Source organism: Solwaraspora sp. WMMD791, assembly GCF_029581195.1.
Taxonomy (GTDB): domain Bacteria; phylum Actinomycetota; class Actinomycetes; order Mycobacteriales; family Micromonosporaceae; genus Micromonospora_E.
Genome location: NZ_CP120737.1, coordinates 6,545,809 through 6,563,104, shown reverse-complemented (window position 1 = coordinate 6,563,104; position 17,296 = coordinate 6,545,809). Strand labels below are relative to the sequence as shown.

19 protein-coding genes are annotated in these 17,296 nt (G+C 71.6%); 5 read left to right on the top strand and 14 right to left on the bottom strand.

What is annotated here, in order from left to right; all coding sequences use genetic code 11:
* Positions 1 to 5: 5 nt before the first annotated feature.
* From O7623_RS29625 to O7623_RS29600, 6 genes are all read right to left on the bottom strand, one after another.
* Positions 6 to 1,565: a phosphatidate cytidylyltransferase gene (locus O7623_RS29625; RefSeq protein WP_282226208.1), complete on the bottom strand. Its 1,560-nt coding sequence runs from the start codon at positions 1,563 to 1,565 to the stop codon at positions 6 to 8.
* Complete coding sequence (gene frr, locus O7623_RS29620) at positions 1,565 to 2,122, bottom strand: ribosome recycling factor (protein WP_282226207.1); 558 nt, start codon at positions 2,120 to 2,122, stop codon at positions 1,565 to 1,567. The genes O7623_RS29625 and frr overlap by 1 nt, the downstream gene beginning before the upstream one ends.
* Positions 2,123 to 2,200: 78 nt before the next feature.
* Positions 2,201 to 2,968: a UMP kinase gene (gene pyrH, locus O7623_RS29615; RefSeq protein ID WP_282226206.1), complete on the bottom strand. Its 768-nt coding sequence runs from the start codon at positions 2,966 to 2,968 to the stop codon at positions 2,201 to 2,203.
* 161 nt (positions 2,969 to 3,129) lie between these two features.
* A complete protein-coding gene (tsf, locus tag O7623_RS29610) occupies positions 3,130 to 3,960 on the bottom strand; it encodes a translation elongation factor Ts (protein ID WP_282226205.1) in 831 nt (276 codons plus the stop codon).
* Between the two features lie 39 nt (positions 3,961 to 3,999).
* Positions 4,000 to 4,830, bottom strand: a complete 831-nt coding sequence (rpsB, locus tag O7623_RS29605) for a 30S ribosomal protein S2 (RefSeq protein ID WP_282226204.1) — start codon at positions 4,828 to 4,830, stop codon at positions 4,000 to 4,002.
* 281 nt (positions 4,831 to 5,111) lie between these two features.
* The gene (locus tag O7623_RS29600) at positions 5,112 to 6,071 is read right to left on the bottom strand and encodes a hypothetical protein (RefSeq protein WP_282226203.1); all 960 of its coding nucleotides are present in this window, start codon (positions 6,069 to 6,071) and stop codon (positions 5,112 to 5,114) included.
* A 267-nt stretch (positions 6,072 to 6,338) separates the two neighbouring features.
* On the opposite strand from O7623_RS29600, the gene O7623_RS29595 reads away from it, so the two are divergent.
* The 5 genes from O7623_RS29595 (at position 6,339) to O7623_RS29575 (ending at position 11,820) form a co-directional block, all read left to right on the top strand.
* Complete coding sequence (locus tag O7623_RS29595) at positions 6,339 to 6,701, top strand: YraN family protein (RefSeq protein WP_282226202.1); 363 nt, start codon at positions 6,339 to 6,341, stop codon at positions 6,699 to 6,701.
* A gap of 131 nt (positions 6,702 to 6,832) precedes the next feature.
* The gene (locus O7623_RS29590; protein ID WP_282226201.1) at positions 6,833 to 8,350 is read left to right on the top strand and encodes a YifB family Mg chelatase-like AAA ATPase; all 1,518 of its coding nucleotides are present in this window, start codon (positions 6,833 to 6,835) and stop codon (positions 8,348 to 8,350) included.
* Positions 8,350 to 9,582, top strand: a complete 1,233-nt coding sequence (dprA, locus tag O7623_RS29585; protein ID WP_282226200.1) for a DNA-processing protein DprA — start codon at positions 8,350 to 8,352, stop codon at positions 9,580 to 9,582. Before O7623_RS29590 ends, dprA begins: the two co-directional genes overlap by 1 nt.
* 53 nt (positions 9,583 to 9,635) lie before the next feature.
* Entirely contained in the window at positions 9,636 to 10,580 is a 945-nt protein-coding gene (locus O7623_RS29580) for a tyrosine recombinase XerC (protein ID WP_282226199.1), read from the top strand.
* A gap of 37 nt (positions 10,581 to 10,617) precedes the next feature.
* Positions 10,618 to 11,820, top strand: coding sequence for an aminotransferase class V-fold PLP-dependent enzyme (locus tag O7623_RS29575; protein WP_282226198.1), 1,203 nt, complete (start codon positions 10,618 to 10,620; stop codon positions 11,818 to 11,820).
* 24 nt (positions 11,821 to 11,844) lie between these two features.
* On the opposite strand, the gene O7623_RS29570 is transcribed toward O7623_RS29575, so the two are convergent.
* The 8 genes from O7623_RS29570 to trmD all read right to left on the bottom strand — a co-directional run bounded on the left by O7623_RS29570 (position 11,845) and on the right by trmD (position 17,288).
* On the bottom strand, positions 11,845 to 12,378 hold the full coding sequence (locus O7623_RS29570; protein WP_282226197.1) for a M23 family metallopeptidase: 534 nt from the start codon (positions 12,376 to 12,378) through the stop codon (positions 11,845 to 11,847).
* A gap of 138 nt (positions 12,379 to 12,516) precedes the next feature.
* On the bottom strand, positions 12,517 to 12,840 hold the full coding sequence (locus O7623_RS29565) for a DUF2469 domain-containing protein (RefSeq protein ID WP_123604412.1): 324 nt from the start codon (positions 12,838 to 12,840) through the stop codon (positions 12,517 to 12,519).
* The gene (locus O7623_RS29560; RefSeq protein ID WP_282226196.1) at positions 12,837 to 13,652 is read right to left on the bottom strand and encodes a ribonuclease HII; all 816 of its coding nucleotides are present in this window, start codon (positions 13,650 to 13,652) and stop codon (positions 12,837 to 12,839) included. The genes O7623_RS29565 and O7623_RS29560 overlap by 4 nt, the downstream gene beginning before the upstream one ends.
* Positions 13,646 to 14,164, bottom strand: a complete 519-nt coding sequence (locus O7623_RS29555) for an NUDIX domain-containing protein (RefSeq protein ID WP_348775116.1) — start codon at positions 14,162 to 14,164, stop codon at positions 13,646 to 13,648. The genes O7623_RS29560 and O7623_RS29555 overlap by 7 nt, the downstream gene beginning before the upstream one ends.
* Before the next feature lie 45 nt (positions 14,165 to 14,209).
* Positions 14,210 to 14,842, bottom strand: a complete 633-nt coding sequence (gene lepB / locus O7623_RS29550) for a signal peptidase I (protein WP_282226195.1) — start codon at positions 14,840 to 14,842, stop codon at positions 14,210 to 14,212.
* Positions 14,839 to 15,687: a signal peptidase I gene (gene lepB / locus O7623_RS29545; RefSeq protein WP_282229646.1), complete on the bottom strand. Its 849-nt coding sequence runs from the start codon at positions 15,685 to 15,687 to the stop codon at positions 14,839 to 14,841. Before lepB (O7623_RS29545) ends, lepB (O7623_RS29550) begins: the two co-directional genes overlap by 4 nt.
* A 335-nt stretch (positions 15,688 to 16,022) precedes the next feature.
* On the bottom strand, positions 16,023 to 16,379 hold the full coding sequence (rplS, locus tag O7623_RS29540) for a 50S ribosomal protein L19 (RefSeq protein WP_282226194.1): 357 nt from the start codon (positions 16,377 to 16,379) through the stop codon (positions 16,023 to 16,025).
* 141 nt (positions 16,380 to 16,520) lie between these two features.
* Positions 16,521 to 17,288 carry a tRNA (guanosine(37)-N1)-methyltransferase TrmD gene (gene trmD, locus O7623_RS29535; protein ID WP_282226193.1) on the bottom strand — a complete coding sequence of 256 codons (768 nt, stop codon included), beginning with the start codon at positions 17,286 to 17,288 and terminating at the stop codon, positions 16,521 to 16,523.
* Between the last annotated feature and the right edge of the window lie 8 nt (positions 17,289 to 17,296).

The window sequence follows — 17,296 nt, the reverse complement described above, 5'->3', positions numbered from 1 at the left end:
GCGCGTCAGCCGGCCGGCGCGATCAAGGTCAACACGAGATAGGAGACCGGCAGCGCCAACAGGATCGAGTCCAGCCGGTCCATCAACCCGCCGTGTCCGGGCAACAGGTTGCTCATGTCCTTGACTCCGAGATCCCGCTTGATCATCGATTCGCCGAGATCACCCAGGACCGCTGCGATCGACACCGCCACCCCGAACAGGGCACCCCACAGGGGCATCACGTCGAGCAGCAGATAGAGCAGTACGGCGGAACCGGCGGCAGCGGCGGCCACCGAACCCGCGAAGCCCTCCCAGGATTTCTTCGGGCTGATCGTCGGGGCCATCCGGTGCCGCCCGAAGAACACCCCGGCGGCGTACCCGCCGGTGTCCGAGAGAATCACCGCCGCGAGCGTGACCAGGATCCGTAGATCGCCGTCGGGGCGGCTGGCGAGCAACCCGGCGAACCCGCCGAGGAACGGCACGTAGACGGCGATCAGGGTGGCCGTGGCGGCGTCCCGCTGGAAGCCCGGCGGTCCGTCGCCGAGCCGCCAGACCAGCATGGCCAGGATCGTCAGCAGCAGCCCGAGGGCCAACGCGTCCGGTCCGACCTGCCAGGCGAGCACTGCCATCAGCACGCCGCCGGCGAGCAACGGCGGCAGGGGCGGTCGGGCACCGCTGCCGCGTACCGCCCGGGTCATCTCCCACGTGCCGAGGCTGACCGCGGCCACCACGACCGCGAGGAAGGCGGGTCGCCAGACGAACAACGAGGCGAGAACCATACCGCCCAGGCCCACCCCGACGCCGATGGCTGCAGGAAGGTTGCGTCCGGCCCGACTCGGCTCCGGCGTACCCGGGCCGGATGTCGCGGCCGGCTGAGCGGTCGCGCCGGCCGCACCGGCCGTGGCGGGCTGGCCGGAACCGTCGGCGGATCGCGACTGACGGGTCGGCGTCGAGCGACCGGCCCGTCGACGCCGGGCCCCGGCCCGTCGACGGGCCGCCGATTCCGGCTCCGTCTCGGCGTCGGACGGCGACGGCCCGTCGGTGGCGAGTCTGTCGTCGAACGGCACCGGCTCGTCGGACGACGGCTCAGGTGACGGCGGCTCGCCCGGCGGCCACTGGCCATTCGACGGGTCCGGCGGCCACTGGCCGTGCGACGGGTCCGGCGGCCACCTGTCGTGTCCCCCGGAGCGCGATCCGTCGTGCCCAGCGGTCTGCGTACCGTTGAGCGACCCGCCGCCGGGTCGGTGGTCGGCCACGTAGCCGACTCCGGTGCCGGTGTACGGTCCCGCGTGCGGTAGTTCGCCGGTGCCGGTGTACGGACCGTTGGGCGCGCGGTCCGTATGACCAGCCGGACCGTATACGGGCACCCCGCCGACCGGACCGTAGACCGACGTATCGCCGGTCGGGCCGTAGGTCGGCGCACCGCCGGCGACCGGTCCGGCCGGCCTGCCGTACGGGTCGGTCCGCTCGACCGCCGGATAGCCGTTGCGCACCTGGCGTGCCGACGATTCGGGCGCGGCACCGGGGCGCCGCGCCCGAGTTCGCGCATCCGGGTGGTCGCCGCCGGCGGTCTCGGGATAGGACATCAGACCTCGAGCAGCTCGGTTTCCTTGTGCTTGACCAGTTCGTCGACGCTGGCCACGTAGCGGTGGGTCAGGTCGTCCAGCTCCTTCTCGGCCCGGCGTCCATCGTCCTCACCGGCTTCGCCGTCCTTGACGATGCGGTCCAGCTCTTCCTTGCCCTTGCGCCGGACGTTGCGGATCGCCACCTTGGCGTCCTCGCCCTTGCCCCGGGCCACCTTGATCATGTCCCGGCGACGGTCCTCGGTCATCTGCGGCAGCAGGATCCGCAGCTGGTTACCCTCGTTGTTCGGGTTCACGCCCAGATCCGAGTCCCGGATCGCCTTCTCCATCGCGGCGAGCTGCGACATGTCGTACGGCTTGATGATCGCCATTCGCGGCTCCGGCACCGCGACGGACGCCATCTGGGTGATCGGCGTCGGGGTCCCGTAGTAGTCGAGCACGATCCGGGAGAACATCGCCGGAGTGGCCCGACCGGTACGGATCGCGCCTAGATCCTCCTTGGCGTGCTCGACCGCACGCTCCATCTTCTCCTCTGCTTCGAGCAGAGTCTCCTCGATCACCTGTTCCGTCGCCTCCTTCTGGCTCCCTGTCCTACTGCGTACCGCCGGTCGGCACAGCCCGTGGGGCGGACCGGTCGGTCAGGTCGTGATCAAGGTACCGATGCGTTCCCCGGCGACCGCGCGCACGATCGTGTCGTCGCCCTGCGCGCCGAAGACCAGCATCGGCAGGTCGTTGTCCATGCAGAGGCTGAACGCGGCGGCGTCGGCGACCCGCAGACCGCGTCGCAGCGCCTCGGCGAAGGTCACGGTGTCCAGCTTGCGGGCAGTAGGATCGGTCCGCGGATCCGCGGTGTACACCCCGTCCACCCCGTTCTTGCTCATCAGGACGACGTCGGCGTGGATCTCCAGCGCCCGCTGGGCGGAGACCGTGTCGGTGGAGAAGTACGGCATCCCGGCGCCCGCTCCGAAGATGACCACCCGGCCCTTCTCCAAGTGCCGGATCGCCCGCAGCGGAATGTACGGCTCGGCGACCTGGGCCATCGTGATGGCGCTCTGGACCCGGGTCTCCACGCCCTCCTTCTCCAGGAAGTCCTGCAGCGCGAGACAGTTCATCACCGTGCCGAGCATGCCCATGTAGTCGGCGCGAGCCCGGTCCATGCCGCGTTTCTGCAGCTCCGCGCCGCGGAAGAAGTTGCCGCCGCCGACCACCACCGAGACCTGGACCCCCAGGCGGGAGACGGTCGCGATCTGTCGGGCGATGTCCTGGACGACGTCCGGGTCGACGCCGATCGCCCCACCGCCGAAGACCTCACCGGACAACTTCAGCACCACCCGCCGGGAACGCCCGGGCGGCGGTGCCGTGGGGTCGTCCGCCGCGAGCGGGCTCCCACTCGTTACCTGCGTCATCCGACCCGCCCTTCCCTAGCTGAGCCCACCCTACGGAACGAGGAGGCCGTGGTGCCTGTCACGTACACCAACGGCCTCCTGCGTCGATCGTGCTACCGGTCCTGGCGGGTGGTCGCCGTACCTGGGCCGTGACCCGGCGGATCGACGACCACCGCCGTGGCTCAGGCCTGCCCGACCTCGAACCGGACGAAGCCGGTGACGTCGATGCCGGCCTCGGCAACGACCTGCTTGACCGTCTTCTTGTTGTCGGCGACCGAGGCCTGCTCCAACAGGACGAAGTCCTTGAAGAAGGCGTTCACCCGACCCTCGATGATCTTGGGCATCGCCGCTTCCGGCTTGCCCTCCTCGCGGGCGGTCTGCTCGGCGATCCGCCGCTCCGACTCCACGGTCTCGGCGGGCACCTCGTCCCGGGTGAGGAAGCGCGGCCGCATCGCGGCGATCTGCATCGCCACACCCCGGGCGTCGGCGTCGGCGGCCTCGTCGGTCTTGCCGGCGTACCCGACCAGCACACCGACCTGCGGCGGCAGGTCCTGCGCCTTGCGGTGCAGGTAGACCGCGATGGTGCCGTCGAGGCGGGCGAACCGGTTCAACACCAGCTTCTCGCCGATCTTGGCCGACTGCTCCTGTACGGCGTCGGCCACCGACCGACCGTCCGGCAGGGTGGAGCCGAGCAGTGATTCGGCGTCGGTCGCCTTGATCTGCTCACCGTGCTCGACGAGGAGCTGGGCGAACTCGATGAAGTCGGTGTTCTTGGCGACGAAGTCGGTCTCGCAGTTGAACTCCAGCAGCGCCGACCCGGCGTGGGCCACCAGGCCGTTGGCGGCGGTACGCCCGGCCCGCTTGCCGACGTCCTTGGCGCCCTTGATCCGCAGGATCTCGACGGCCTTGTCGACGTCGCCCTCGGCCTCCTGCAGCGCCTTCTTGCAGTCCATCATGCCGGCGCCGGTGAGGTCGCGGAGCTTCTTGACGTCCGCGGCGGTGAAGTTGGACATGACTCTCTCTTCGATCTCGTCAGTCGGCTTGGGTGGTCGTCATTCCGCAGCGGCGGTGGCGGGAGCGGGCTCGTTCTCCTTGTTGGCCGGGCCTTCGAGCAGCTCACGCTCCCACTCGGGCAGCGGCTCGTCGGTGGCGACGGCGCCCGGCTCCGGCTTGTCCTCGGCACCGCGCGACTTGCCCGACCGGGCGATCAGGCCGTCGGCGACGGCGGCCGCCACGACCCGGGTGAGCAGCTCGGCCGAGCGGATCGCGTCGTCGTTGCCCGGGATCGGGAAGTCGACCTCGTCCGGGTCACAGTTGGTGTCGAGCACCGCGATCACCGGAATGCCCAGCTTGCGGGCCTCGTCGACAGCGATGTGCTCCTTCTTGGTGTCGACGACCCAGATCGCCGCCGGCACCTTCTGCATGTCCCGCAGACCACCGAGCGTACGGCTCAGCTTGTCCTTCTCCCGGGACAGCTGCAGGGTCTCCTTCTTGGTGTAGCCCTGCGCGGTGCCGGTCAGGTCGAGCGCCTCCAGCTCCTTCATCCGCTGCAGCCGCTTGTACACCGTCTGGAAGTTGGTCAGCATGCCGCCGAGCCACCGGTGGTTGACGTACGGCTGACCGACCCGGGTCGCCTGCTCGGCGATCGCCTCCTGCGCCTGCTTCTTGGTGCCGACGAAGAGAATGTTGCCGCCGTCGGCGACGGTGTCGCGCACGAAGGTGTACGCCTTCTCGATGTAGTCGAGGGTCTGGCGCAGGTCGATGATGTAGATACCGTTGCGCTCGGTGAAGATGAAGCGCTTCATCTTCGGGTTCCAGCGCCGGGTCTGGTGCCCGAAGTGAACACCACTTTCCAGCAGCTGACGCATGGTCACGACGGCCATGGTGGGTTTCTCCCTGTTGTCCCTGGTTGTCACGCCGGCCGGCGGCCGGCGTCCTGGTGCCCGGTCGGCGGTCATGATGGGCCCGAGAGATCAGGACCAGGGAACCGTCGCCCCCACGGCAACAGCCGGGGAGAAGGGCACGCGAGGTCGACCGCGCAGGGCGGTCGCCAGTGTTCGAGTGTACGCCCTGCACCGTGCGCGGGCCCCGCCAGCCCGGACACCGGCGACCACCAGGGCCACCGGCGTCGACCGGCCAGACCGGCCACCAGGGCCGTGCCGACTCAGCCGGCCAGACCGGCCACCAGGAACAGGAACAGACCGACCAACAGGTACGCGGTAGGCGGACGCAGCCAGGCCTCGACGGGATCCCCCACCTTCGTCGCACCGGTGGTCAACCCGAACATGCCGAGCCCGAAGGCGGGCAGGCCCAGCATCAGCGCCGTACCGGCGACCACCGCACCGGGCCCGGCCGGTTCCGCCAACGCGCCGTCGAGCAACAACCGCAACGCCGGCACCTCGAGAATCATCACCAGTACGGCGTAGAAGATCGCCTGCGCGGGCCGACGGCTGCGGTACACGCCGTCGCCGATCATGCCGCCGGACGGCGGACGGCGGCCGTACTCACCGGCGGGTGGCGGCGGCTCGGCCGGCGGCCGTGGGGTCACCGGCGGCATCGGACCGGTCGGCACGTCGACCGACCCGCGCGGCTCACCGACCCGGCCGGTCTCCGCGACCGGGCCGGAATCGGTCACGAGGCCCGAATCAGCCGCGGGGTCCGGCGCCCGGGAGCCGCCCGAGGTACCCGGCGGCCCGCTGGCCGGCTCGGCGAACGGCGCCGCCGACACCGGTGCGGCGAACGGTGGACGCGGCGACGAACCCGCCGGAGCGAACGGCGTGGGCGAGGTCGAACCCGGCGGCGCGAACGGCGGCGCCGAGACCACCGGCATGCCGTACGGCGGTGCCGAGGACGGCTCGACGGCCGCGCGGCGGCCGGTCTCGGGGGCGGCCCGGCGGCCGGACTCCGGCGCCGCTCGACGGCCGGTCTCGCCGTACCGGCCGCCGAGACCCAGCGGGTCCTCGCCGAAGCGGTCGGTGGTCGGCTCCGCGGCCGGGCCGGTGTCACCGCGTGGTGCGACCGGGTACCGCTCCGGGGTGCTCGACTGCCAGGACTGGTCGACGTAGGTGCGCTCGGAGTACCACCGGGGATCGGCGTCGTCCGACTGGTGTGCGTTCGGGTCCACGGACAGGCACCGTATGCCACCCGTACCACCCGCGCCACCCGGACCCCGTCGCGCCCGCACCCCCGACGCCCCCCGCGTCGGCACTGGTCATGCTGGTCGGCGCCCACCCGAACAGGCGCTGGTCATGCTGGTCGGCGCCCACCCGAACAGGTAGCGGGCTAGCACATCGGTCCGGTGTCGGCGTCGTTGTCCACAGGCGGCCCCGATGTCCACACCGGCGGCGCCGGCGGCCCGACGCCGGCCCCGGTCCGCAGCCATGGTCCGGGCATGACCGCCAGCAGACAAGCCATCGGCCAGTACGGCGAGCGATGTGCCGTCCGGTTCCTGACCGACGCCGGACTCGTCATCGTCGACCGCAACTGGCGCTGCCCGACCGGCGAGATCGACATCATCGCCCGAGACGGCGACACGGTGGTGTTCTGCGAAGTGAAGACCCGACGCGGCGAGCGGTTCGGCACGCCGGAGGAGGCGGTCACCACCGTCAAGGCGGGCCGGATCCGTCGGCTGGCCGCCGCCTGGCTCGCCGCGCACCCCGGTCACCGACGCCGCGAGGTGCGCTTCGACCTCGTCGCGGTACGCGTCGGCCGCTCCGGCGCGGCCCAGGTGGATCATGTTCCCGCAGCGTTCTGACAGTGGCATGGGCGCCGACCGCCGTACCACAGACCGACGAGGACCGTCGCACCGTCCACAGCGTCGACAGTTGTCCACAGCCGGCGGCACACCGACCCACGCGGACCGCGTCGAGCGGTCACCGTTGGCGGATGAGCTACGCGAAGGTCCTCTGCGTCGGGCTGGTCGGGGTGACCGGACACCTGGTGGAGGTCGAGGCCGACCTCGCCGCCGGGCTGCCCGCCGTCATCATCTCCGGTCTGCCCGACACCACCCTGCACGAGGCACGCGACCGGGTCCGTGCCGCGGTCGTCAACTCCGGCCAGAGCTGGCCGAACCGGCGGATCACCGTCAACCTGCTGCCCGCCACCCTGCCCAAGATCGGATCCGGGTTCGATCTGGCCATCGCCACCGCGCTGCTCGGCGGCACCGGGGAGTTGCCGCTCGCCCCCGTCGACGGTGTCGCGCTACTGGGCGAGCTCGGCCTCGACGGCACCGTACGACCGGTGCGCGGAATCCTGCCGATGGTGGCGGCGGCTGCCCGCACCGGTGTCACCCAGGTCGTCGTTCCGACGACCAACGCCGCTGAGGCGGCGGCGGTTCCCGGGGTACGGGTGCGTGCCGTCGACACCCTGCACCGACTGATCGCCTTCATCAGAGGCGAGGGTCCGCTGCTCGATCCGCCGGTCACGGCACCGGCCGCCGAGCCCGCCGTGCCGGATCTCGCCGACGTCTCCGGTCAGGCACTCGGCAAGCGTGCTCTGGAGATCGCCGCCGCCGGCGGCCACCACATCGCCCTGCTGGGTCCGCCCGGGGCAGGCAAGACCATGCTGGCGGAGCGGCTGCCCGGCCTGCTGCCACCGCTGGACGACGACGCCGCCCTGGAGGTCTCCGCGCTGCATTCGATCGCCGGTGTCCTGCCGCCAGGTGGGCCACTGCTGCGCCGGCCGCCGTTCCAGGCCCCGCATCATTCCGCGACCGTCGCATCGCTGGTCGGCGGTGGCACCGGGCTGGCCCGCCCCGGCGCGGTGTCCCTGGCCCATCACGGGGTTCTCTTTCTCGACGAGGCCGCCGAGTTCACCACCCGGGCTCTGGAGTCGCTGCGGCAACCGCTGGAGAAGGGGCGGGTGCTGATCACCCGCTCGCGCGGGGTCACCGAGTACCCGGCCCGCTGCCAACTGGTCCTGGCCGCCAATCCCTGCCCCTGCGCCAAGCCCGCCGGGGACCAGTACTGCGAATGCCCGCCGACGGTCCGCCGCCGCTACCGCAGCAGACTGTCCGGGCCGCTGCTGGATCGGGTCGATCTGCAGGTGACGTTGCCACCGTTGCGCGCTGCCGAGCTGACCTCGACCGCTGCCACGTCGGAGACGTCCGCGTCGGTGGCGGCCCGGGTCGCCACCGCCCGGGCGTCCGCCGCGCGCCGGTGGTCCGGGCACGGCTGGCGGTGCAACGCCGTGGTGCCCGGTCCGGCGCTACGCCAGCCACCCTGGCGGTTACCGGCGACGCACACCGACGAGCTCCGGCACCGGCTGGACATCGGTGCGATCTCCGCCCGCGGCTACGACCGGGTCCTGCGGCTCGCCTGGTCGATCGCCGACCTCGACGGGCGGGCACGGCCAGACGGCACCGACGTCGGTGAAGCGATCCAACTGCGGACGGGGGACCTGTGATGCCATCGACGCACGACCCACAGAGCCCGGGCCCGGCAGCCGGAGCAGGCCCGACAGAGGAGCAGCTCGCCCGGGTCGCGTTGACCTGGCTCGCCGAACCCGGCAACGAGACCGTCCACCGGATGGTGGCCGAGGTCGGTGCTGTCGAGGCGCTCGCCCGGCTGTGTGCTGGTCGGGAGTTGGGCGAGGCGACCCGGGTTTCGGCGGCGGCGCGGTTGGCGACGGCCGACCCGATCGAGGTGGCGACGGCTGCCGTCGACCGAGCCGTCCGGGCCGGCGGCCGGCTGGTCACCCCGGAGACCACCGAGTGGCCCAGGCAGATCGAGGACCTGCATCGGCTGACCCGTCACGGCGCTCGTGCCACGACCGCCGACGGTACGGGGGTCCGCCAGGGCGCGCCGCCGCTGGCGCTCTGGGTCCGGGGGCCGCTGGCAGTCGACGCGGCACTGGCCAGATCGGTCGCGGTGGTCGGCACCCGTGCCCCCACCGATTACGGTCGGCACGTCTGCGGCGAATTCAGCCACGGCCTGGCCACCCGTGGCTGGACGATCGTCTCCGGTGGGGCGTACGGCATCGACGCCTGCGCCCACCGGGGAGCACTGGCCGCTGGCGGCCCGACCGTCGCGGTGCTCGCCTGCGGGATCGACCGGCCCTACCCGGCCGGCAACGCCGCGATGTTCGATCAGATCGCCGAGACCGGCCTGCTGGTCAGCGAGTGGCTGCCGGGTGCCGAGCCACTGCGCCACCGGTTCCTCACCCGCAACCGGCTGATCGCTGCGGCCACGGCCGGCACCGTCGTCGTCGAGGCCGGTGCCCGTAGCGGCGCGGCGCAGACGATCCGGCGGGCGCTGGCGCTCGGCCGGGCCGCGATGGTGGTGCCAGGTCCGATCACCTCGGCGGTGTCGGTCGGCTGCCACGAGATACTGCGGGACCATCCACAGGCACGGCTCGTCGCCGGGGTGGCTCACGTGCAGGAGGAGATCGGCCGGATCGGCGTCGACCTGGCCCCGACGCCACGCGGGCCGCAACGTCCGCGCGACGCGCTCGACCCCCGGTCGGCCCGGGTCCTGGAGGCCGTGCCCGGGCGGGGTTGGATCGACCTCGACGACCTGTCCGGGCGGGCCGGGGTCGACATCCGCTCCACGATGCGGGCGGTCACCGAGTTGCAGACCAAGGGCCTGCTGGCCGGCGCCGACGGGCGTTACCGGTTGCCGCCGCCGAAGCGTGCATGAACGGGGCGGCGTGGCGGCTTGACCGGTCGGCTGCCGGCGGCCACGGTCAGCGCATGGGCAGGGACGGCAGGCGGGGCACCGCCGAGCGGCATGCCACGCTGCCGGCCGGGATGCGCGACGCGGTGGACTCGTTCGCCCAGCACCTCGCCCTGGTCGACAACCGCTCCACGCATACCGTCCGGGCCTACGTCGCCGACGTCGTGTCCCTGCTCGACCATGCCACCCGGATGGGCGTGCGGACACCTGCCGGGCTGGACCTGGCGGTGCTGCGCAGCTGGCTGGCCCGCCAACGCACGGTGGGCGCGGCACGGGCGACGTTGGCCCGGCGGGCGGCCACCGCCCGTACCTTCAGCGCCTGGGCGCACCGCGCCGGTCTCGTCGCCACCGACCCAGGTGCCGCCCTGGCCAGCCCGAAACCGCACCGGCGGTTGCCGGCGGTGCTCCGCGCCGACCAGGCGGAGCAGCTGATGCCACCGGCCGACAGCACCGCCGACCCGCTGCCCGCACGCGACCGGCTGGTGCTGGAACTGCTCTACGCCACCGGTGTCCGGGTCAGTGAACTGTGCGGACTCGACATCGCCGACGTCGACCAGGTGCGGCGGATCGTGCGGGTGCTCGGCAAGGGCGGACGGGAGCGCACGGTGCCGTACGGCGAACCGGCTGAGGCGGCGCTGCGCGACTGGCTGCGGCGTGCCCGGCCCGAACTGGCCGGCCCCCGGTCCGGCGACGCGCTGCTGCTGGGGGCGAAAGGCGGCCGGTTGCAGACCGCGGTGGCACGCCGGATCGTCGCGGCGGCGGCGCACGCGGCTGGCCTGCCCCGGACGACCCCGCACGGGCTGCGCCATTCGGCGGCGACGCACCTGTTGGAGGGCGGTGCCGACCTGCGGTCGGTGCAGGAACTGCTGGGCCACGCCGCGCTGTCGAGCACCCAGCTCTACACACACGTATCGGTCGAACGGCTGCGGCAGGCGTACCGGCAGGCACATCCACGGGCGTGAGGTCGCCGCCGTGCCGGCGCGCTCTAGGATCGGCAGGATGATCGGTGGCTCCGCACCACCCGTACCGCTGCCCGGCGCACGGATGCTGTTCTCCCTCGACCCGGCGACCGCCTATCTCAACCACGGCGCGTTCGGCGCGGTGCCGGTGACCGTGCAGCGGGCTCAGCAGCGGCTGCGCGACGAGATGGAGGCCAACCCGCACCGCTTCCTGACGCAGGGACTACTGGAACGGCTGGCGCACACCCGCCGGCACCTCGCCGGTTTCCTCGGTGCCGATCCGGACAACGCGGCACTGGTAGACAACGTGACCGTCGCGACCGCGATGGTGCTGCGCACGCTGCGGCTGGCCGCTGGCGACGAGGTGCTGCTGACCAACCACGGGTACGGCGCGGTCGCTCTCTCCGTCGACCGGGAGTGCCGCCTCACCGGGGCCGTTCGGCGGGTCGTCGACGTGCCGTTGGCCGCGACGGGTGCCGAGATCGTCGAGGCGGTACGCGCGGCGCTGCGTCCCGGACGTACCCGGCTGCTGGTGGTGGATCAGATCACCTCCGCGACCGCGCGGCTGATGCCGGTCGCCGGCCTCGTCGCGGCGGCCCGCGACGCGGGGGTGCCGGTCCTGGTCGACGCGGCGCACGTACCGGGGATGCTGTCGGTCGAAGTGGACCGGATCGGTGCCGATTTCTGGGTCGGCAACCTGCACAAGTGGGCGTTCGCGCCGCGAGCGACGGCGCTGCTGGTGGTCCGACCGTCCTGGCGGGACCGGATGGAGCCGCCTGGTGTCTCCTGGGAGCAGGACAGCGGGTTTCCGCAGCGGGTCGAGTGGCAGGGCACCCGGGACTACACCGCCTGGCTCGCGGCACCGGCTGGCCTGTACACACTGCGCAGCCTGGGGGTGGACCGGGTACGCCAGCACAACGCCGCTCTGGTCGGCTACGGCCAGCGGGTGGTGGCCGACGCCCTGGGGGTGCCCGAGGAACAGTTGCCGCAGCCGGACGCCGATCAGCCCGGTGCCGCCGAGCTGGCGATGCGACTCGTCCCGTTGCCCGGTGCGCCGGTCGACGGGAAGGCGCAGGCGATCCGGCTGCGGCAGCGCATCGCCGACGAGTTGGCCGCCGAGGTGTTGGTGAGCTGGTGGTCGGGGCGCGCCTGGCTGCGGATCTGCGCCCAGGTCTACAACCAGGCCGCCGAGTACGACCGGCTCGCCGACCGGCTGCCGGGGGTGCTGCGCCGGGCCGGTTGACGCCTGCCGTGACCCGGGTCGACGCTACCCATGGGTGGGCAGCAGTCGGGTACGTCCGTCGCCGAGCAGCAGCAGCGGATCGAGGTAGCCACCGTCGTGCTGCCGCAGGCCCCAGTGCAGGCAGGCACCGGCCGGGCAGCCGCGGTGCCCGTCGGCGAGTACGCCGATCGGGGTGCCGGCGACGACGGTCGCGCCGACGGGCAGTCCGGTGTCGAGCGGCTCGTAGGTGGTCCGGAACCCACCGGGGTGGCTGATGCTCACCACGCCCCGGTCGACGATCCGGCCGGCGTGGCTGACCGTGCCGGCGCCGGCGGCGTACACCGTGACGCCCGGTCCAACGGCCTGCAGGTCGACGCCGCGATGCCCTCGGCCCCAGGGCAGCGATGGTGGATCGAAGCGCCGACTGACCCGGGGCGGCCCGTCCAGCGGCAACCGGAACCGCTCCGCAGTGGTCGGACTCCCCGCGACGACGACGGTCTCCGGGGTGGGCGGCGCGCTGGCGGGTGGGCCGGCGGCGAGCAGAACGGCGGACAGCGCCGCCGTGACGACGGTTCTCATCCTCGCAGGCTGCCGTCCCGCGGACCGACGGGCAACGGACGGTACCGGCGGGCTGTGGACGACGCTCCGGATGTGGAAAACCGACGTCTGGAGCAGAATTCTGCTAAGGACGACGGGCCGGTGTGCGGCGGGCGCGGATCAGCCGCTGAATCCAGAATCTGCGGGTAGTGATATCTCAGGCTTGTCCAACTCTTCGACATTCACGTCTTTGAACGTCATAACTCGGACATTTTTCACGAACCGTGCAGGGCGGTACATGTCCCACACCCAGGCGTCGTGCATCTCCACCTCGAAGTACACCTCGCCGTCAGAGTTGCGTACGTGCAGGTCGACCTGATTCGCCAGGTAAAAGCGGCGCTCGGTCTCGACGACGTACGAAAACTGGCGGACGATGTCGCGGTACTCCCGGTAGAGCTGCAGCTCCATCTCTGTCTCGTACTTTTCGAGATCCTCGGCGCTCATCGCCATCCGCCTTCCATGACCACATCTTCCCCCAGTAGCGCCGGTTGGCGAAGCTGCTCGTCCAACGCCACGCCGACGGTACCGCGTGCCGGGTCCATCCGCCCCATCGGCTCACGGATGCCGATGTCGGGCACCGGCCGCCGGGCCCGGGGCGGGCGGCCGGACCGACCCGAGGCGGCAGCGACGTTGACGTACGAGAAGCGGTGCTCGACGCACGGACCGTGCCGGTCCAGCGCAGCCTGGTGATCGGCGGTGGCGTACCCCTTGTGCTCGGCGAACCCGTACCCGGGGAACTCGGCGTCGAGCTGGACCATCAGCCGGTCCCGGGTCACCTTCGCCAGCACACTGGCCGCCGCCACGCAGGCCGAGACCCGGTCACCCTTCCAGACCGCCAGACCAGGCACACCGAGGCCGTCGACGCCGAACCCGTCGGTGAGCACGTACTCCGGCGCCACCGACAGCCCGGCCAGCGCGCGCCGCATCGCGGCCAGGTTGCACACGTGCAGACCGCGCCCGTCGATCTCCTCCGCCCCGACGACGATCACCTGGTACGCGACCGCCTGCGCGACGACCGCCGCGTAGACCCGCTCCCGGGCCGCGGGAGTGAGCAACTTGGAGTCGGCCAGACCGGCGATCTCGCCGCGCCGGCCGGGTGCCAGCACCACCGCCGCCGCGACCAGCGGGCCAGCGCAGGCACCGCGCCCCGCCTCGTCGGCGCCGGCGACGTGCGCGAAGCCGCGCCGCTGCAGGGCGCGTTCCAGCGCGTAGAGGCCGGCGTCGCGACGGACCACGGTCCGCGGTGGGGTCAGCACGAATCGCTCCTGTCCGGCAGTCGCCGCAGCACCGTCAACAGCTCCGGCGGGTAGATCCGCTCACCTGTCGCGGCGAGCTCACCTTCGCTCCACCAGCGGTGGGCGTCGATGGTGCGCCGCTCGACCTCGTCGAAGCCGCTGGTGTCGACCTGCCAGGCCGGCACCCGCAGCAGGAAGAACTGCTGCTGCTGGCGGTACCACTGACCGTCGAAGGGGAACTCGACGGTCTCCTGCCAGACCGGCGGTCCCAGCACGCTCGCCGCGACGCGCAGGCCGATCTCCTCGGCCAGCTCCCGGACGGCACCGTCGGCGGGTTCCTCATCAGGGGCAAGACCACCGCCGGGGGTGAACCAGTAACGGTGGTGCGGCCGCGCGGGATCGTGCCCGCGCAGCAACAGCACCCGGTGCGCCGCGTCGATCACCAGCACGCGGGCACCCCGACGGTCGCGCACCACCGCGTGTGCCGGGGCGGCCGGAAGCGCCGGGCCCGTCGGCGGTTGCGGGTACGTCACCCGTCCAGAGTAGGAGACCCGCCGGACATTCACCGACGGCCCCGGTCACGGCTCCGGAACGCTGTCGAACGGCTCCGGTACGGTCAGCCAGGTCGCCCGACCGATCGGCCAGAAGATCGTGAAGGCCCGCCCGACCACGTCGTCCTCCGGAATGGTGGCGACGTCGATGTTGCCGGTACGGTCCCAGTGCTCCAGCGAGTCGCCGGAGGCGGAACGATGGTCGCCCATCACCCAGAGCCGCCCCGCCGGCACGGTGATGTCGAAGGGCCCGACCGCCGCCGGGTCCTGGATGCCACCTTCGGAGAAGATGTACGGCTCGTCGAGCGGCTGGCCGTTGATGACCAGACGTTCCTCCGGGTCGCAGCATTGGACCCGGTCGCCACCGACGCCGATGACCCGCTTGATGAAGTCCTCGCCGTCCGGGTTGCTGCTCCACTCCGGCGGTGCCCGGAACACGACGATCTCGCCGCGGTCGGGCGAGCGGAAGTGGTAGACGACCTTGTTGACCAGCACCCGGTCGTTGATGTCGAGGGTGTGTTCCATCGACGGGGACGGGATGTAGAAGGTCTGCAGGACGAACGCCCGGACCAGGACTGCGACGAGGACCGCCACACCCAACAGGATCGGTAGTTCACGCCAGAAGGAATTGGGCTTCTTCTCGGTCTGCTCGTCGATCACAACCGGAGCCTACGACGTCTGGCTGGCAACGACCGCGCGGAGCCCGAAGCGGCGAGTAGCGGAATCAGCACGGGCAGCACCACCACCAGGTCACCTGAGGTGTCCGGCACGTTCTCCGGACGCTCCACCGCAGCGGGGGTCGCCGTGGACGGTGGCAGGTCGTCGAAGGTCTCCGGCACCGACAGGCCGTCCCAGCGGCCCTGCGGCCAGACGATGACGAAGGCCCGGCCGATGACGTTCTCGATGGGCACCGACCCCTGACAGCGGGAATCCTGCGAGACCAGCCGGTGGTCGCCCATTACGAAAAGGTGCCCCGGCTCGACGACGATCTCGCCGAACTGGCGTGACCGGCACTCCCCCGGATTGGGGGGTACGTCGAGTGGGGAGTCCTCCAGCACGTACGCCGACTCGTCCAGGGGCTGACCGTTGACGGTCAGCCGGCCCTGGTCGTCGCAGCAGCGGATGCGGTCGCCCGGAACCCCGATGACCCGTTTGATGAAGTCCTTCTCACCGGGCCGGCCGAGCCCGACCAGGTCACCGATCGTCCGTCCGAGTTTGGCGGTGAACCCCAGGTTGGGGTCCTCGACGTTCTCCGGGACCCAGTTGTTGGTGCCCCGGAAGACCACGACCTCGCCGCGGACCGGGTCCCGTACGTCGTAGACGACCTTGTTGACCAGCACCCGGTCGCCGACGAGCAGGGTGTCCTCCATCGACCCGGACGGGATGAAGAAGGCCTGCAGCAGGAAGGAGCGGATCAGCACCGCCAGGCAGAAGGCTACGACGAGCAGGAGAGGAAGCTCCTGCCACAACGGCATCTGCCGACGGCGACGCTGCACCATCTGCATCGTGGACCGACTGGGTCGACGGGCCCGTGGGCGTACCGCCGACCCGGAGCCGGTCCGGGTCTCCCGTCGGCTTCGCGGTGCACCGCCAGCGGAGGAGGTACGCCGCCAGGGGTCGAGCTCTTCGTTCGGATACACGCTACGCATCTCCCCGGTCCCGAGACACGGCGCTACCGCCCACGGCGCCTCTCGTCAGGCGCCACAGGCGGTAGCTCGGTCGACTACCGCCGCCGCAGCGGCTGCCACGGGTGTAGCGCTGCTCATCGGTCACTACCGCAAGGGTAGTTGGCCGAAGGCTGCAGCGGCAGTCCTGGATTCGGGAACCGGGACGAACAGGCTCAGCTGACCTGCTTCTCCCGCTTTTCCTTGATCTTGGCGGCCTTGCCGCGAAGGTCCCGGAGGTAGTAGAGCTTGGCCCGACGTACGTCACCACGGGTCACCATCTCGATCCGGTCGATGGCCGGGCTGTTGACCGGGTAGGTCCGCTCGACCCCGACACCGAAGCTGACCTTGCGGATGGTGAAGGTCTCCCGCAGGCCCGACCCCTGGCGACGGATCACCACGCCCTGGAAGACCTGGACCCGGGACCGGTTTCCTTCGACGACCCGGGCGTGCACCTTGAGCGTGTCACCGGCGCGGAAGTCCGGGAGGTCGGTCCGCTGCGACTGGGCGTCGAGAGCGTCCAGCGTGTTCATCGCTGCATCCTTGGGCTACTCAAGGCGCACCGGCTCCCGGTGCGCGGATGGATGATTCTGATCCTGGGCGGACCGCGACTGCGCTCCGCACGGTCAGGATCCTCGCAGCCGGACGCGCGTGCCCCGGCTGCGGCAACCCCACTACTCTGCCATATCCCCGGCCGGTACTTGAAATCCGGCCGTCCGCAACAGCGCAATGTCGTTTTTGTCGAAACTATCGGGTGACAGCTCCGCGATCAGGTCCGGCCGTCGGGCCGCCGTCCGCAGCAGGCCCTGGTCGCGCCGCCAGCGGGCGATCCGGCCATGGTCGCCGGAGCGCAGCACCTCGGGTACGTCGTACCCGCGCCACTGGGCGGGCTTGGTGTACACCGGCGCCTCCAGCAACCCGGCCGCGTACGACTCCTCGTCGAGGGACCCGGCGTTGCCGAGCACCCCTGGGATCAGCCGGGTCACCGCCTCCAGGATCACCAGGACCGCGACCTCGCCGCCGAAGAGCACGAAATCACCGAGGGACACCTCGCTCACCGGCATCCGGTCCGCCGCGTGGTCGATCACCCGCTGGTCGATGCCCTCGTAGCGGCCGCACGCGAAGATCAACCGGGGCTCGGCGGCCAGCCGCTGGGCCAGCGCCTGGTCGAACCGCTCACCGACCGGGGTCGGCACCACCAACCGGGCCGGTGGCTGGTCCGCCCCGGCCAGCTCGTCCAGGGCCGCACCCCACGGTTCGGGCCGCATCACCATTCCGGCACCGCCACCGTACGGCGTGTCGTCCACCGTACGGTGCACGTCGTGGGTCCACCGGCGCAGGTCGTGCACCCGTACGTCGAGCAGCCCCGTCCGCCGGGCCCGGCCGATGAGCGACAACTCCAGCGGGGCGAGGTAGTCCGGAAAGATCGTGACGACGTCCACCTGGCGTG

Coding starts and splice junctions, on each gene's coding strand:
- pyrH (WP_282226206.1), bottom strand. CDS start 2,968: ATGACGCAGGTAACGAGTGGGAGCCCGCTCGCGGCGGACGACCCCACG.
- O7623_RS29590 (WP_282226201.1), top strand. CDS start 6,833: ATGAGCTACGCGAAGGTCCTCTGCGTCGGGCTGGTCGGGGTGACCGGA.
- rplS (WP_282226194.1), bottom strand. CDS start 16,379: ATGAACACGCTGGACGCTCTCGACGCCCAGTCGCAGCGGACCGACCTC.
- dprA (WP_282226200.1), top strand. CDS start 8,350: ATGCCATCGACGCACGACCCACAGAGCCCGGGCCCGGCAGCCGGAGCA.
- tsf (WP_282226205.1), bottom strand. CDS start 3,960: ATGTCCAACTTCACCGCCGCGGACGTCAAGAAGCTCCGCGACCTCACC.
- O7623_RS29575 (WP_282226198.1), top strand. CDS start 10,618: ATGATCGGTGGCTCCGCACCACCCGTACCGCTGCCCGGCGCACGGATG.
- lepB (WP_282229646.1), bottom strand. CDS start 15,687: ATGCAGATGGTGCAGCGTCGCCGTCGGCAGATGCCGTTGTGGCAGGAG.
- O7623_RS29570 (WP_282226197.1), bottom strand. CDS start 12,378: ATGAGAACCGTCGTCACGGCGGCGCTGTCCGCCGTTCTGCTCGCCGCC.
- O7623_RS29580 (WP_282226199.1), top strand. CDS start 9,636: ATGGGCAGGGACGGCAGGCGGGGCACCGCCGAGCGGCATGCCACGCTG.
- O7623_RS29595 (WP_282226202.1), top strand. CDS start 6,339: ATGACCGCCAGCAGACAAGCCATCGGCCAGTACGGCGAGCGATGTGCC.
- O7623_RS29565 (WP_123604412.1), bottom strand. CDS start 12,840: ATGAGCGCCGAGGATCTCGAAAAGTACGAGACAGAGATGGAGCTGCAG.
- rpsB (WP_282226204.1), bottom strand. CDS start 4,830: ATGGCCGTCGTGACCATGCGTCAGCTGCTGGAAAGTGGTGTTCACTTC.
- O7623_RS29625 (WP_282226208.1), bottom strand. CDS start 1,565: ATGTCCTATCCCGAGACCGCCGGCGGCGACCACCCGGATGCGCGAACT.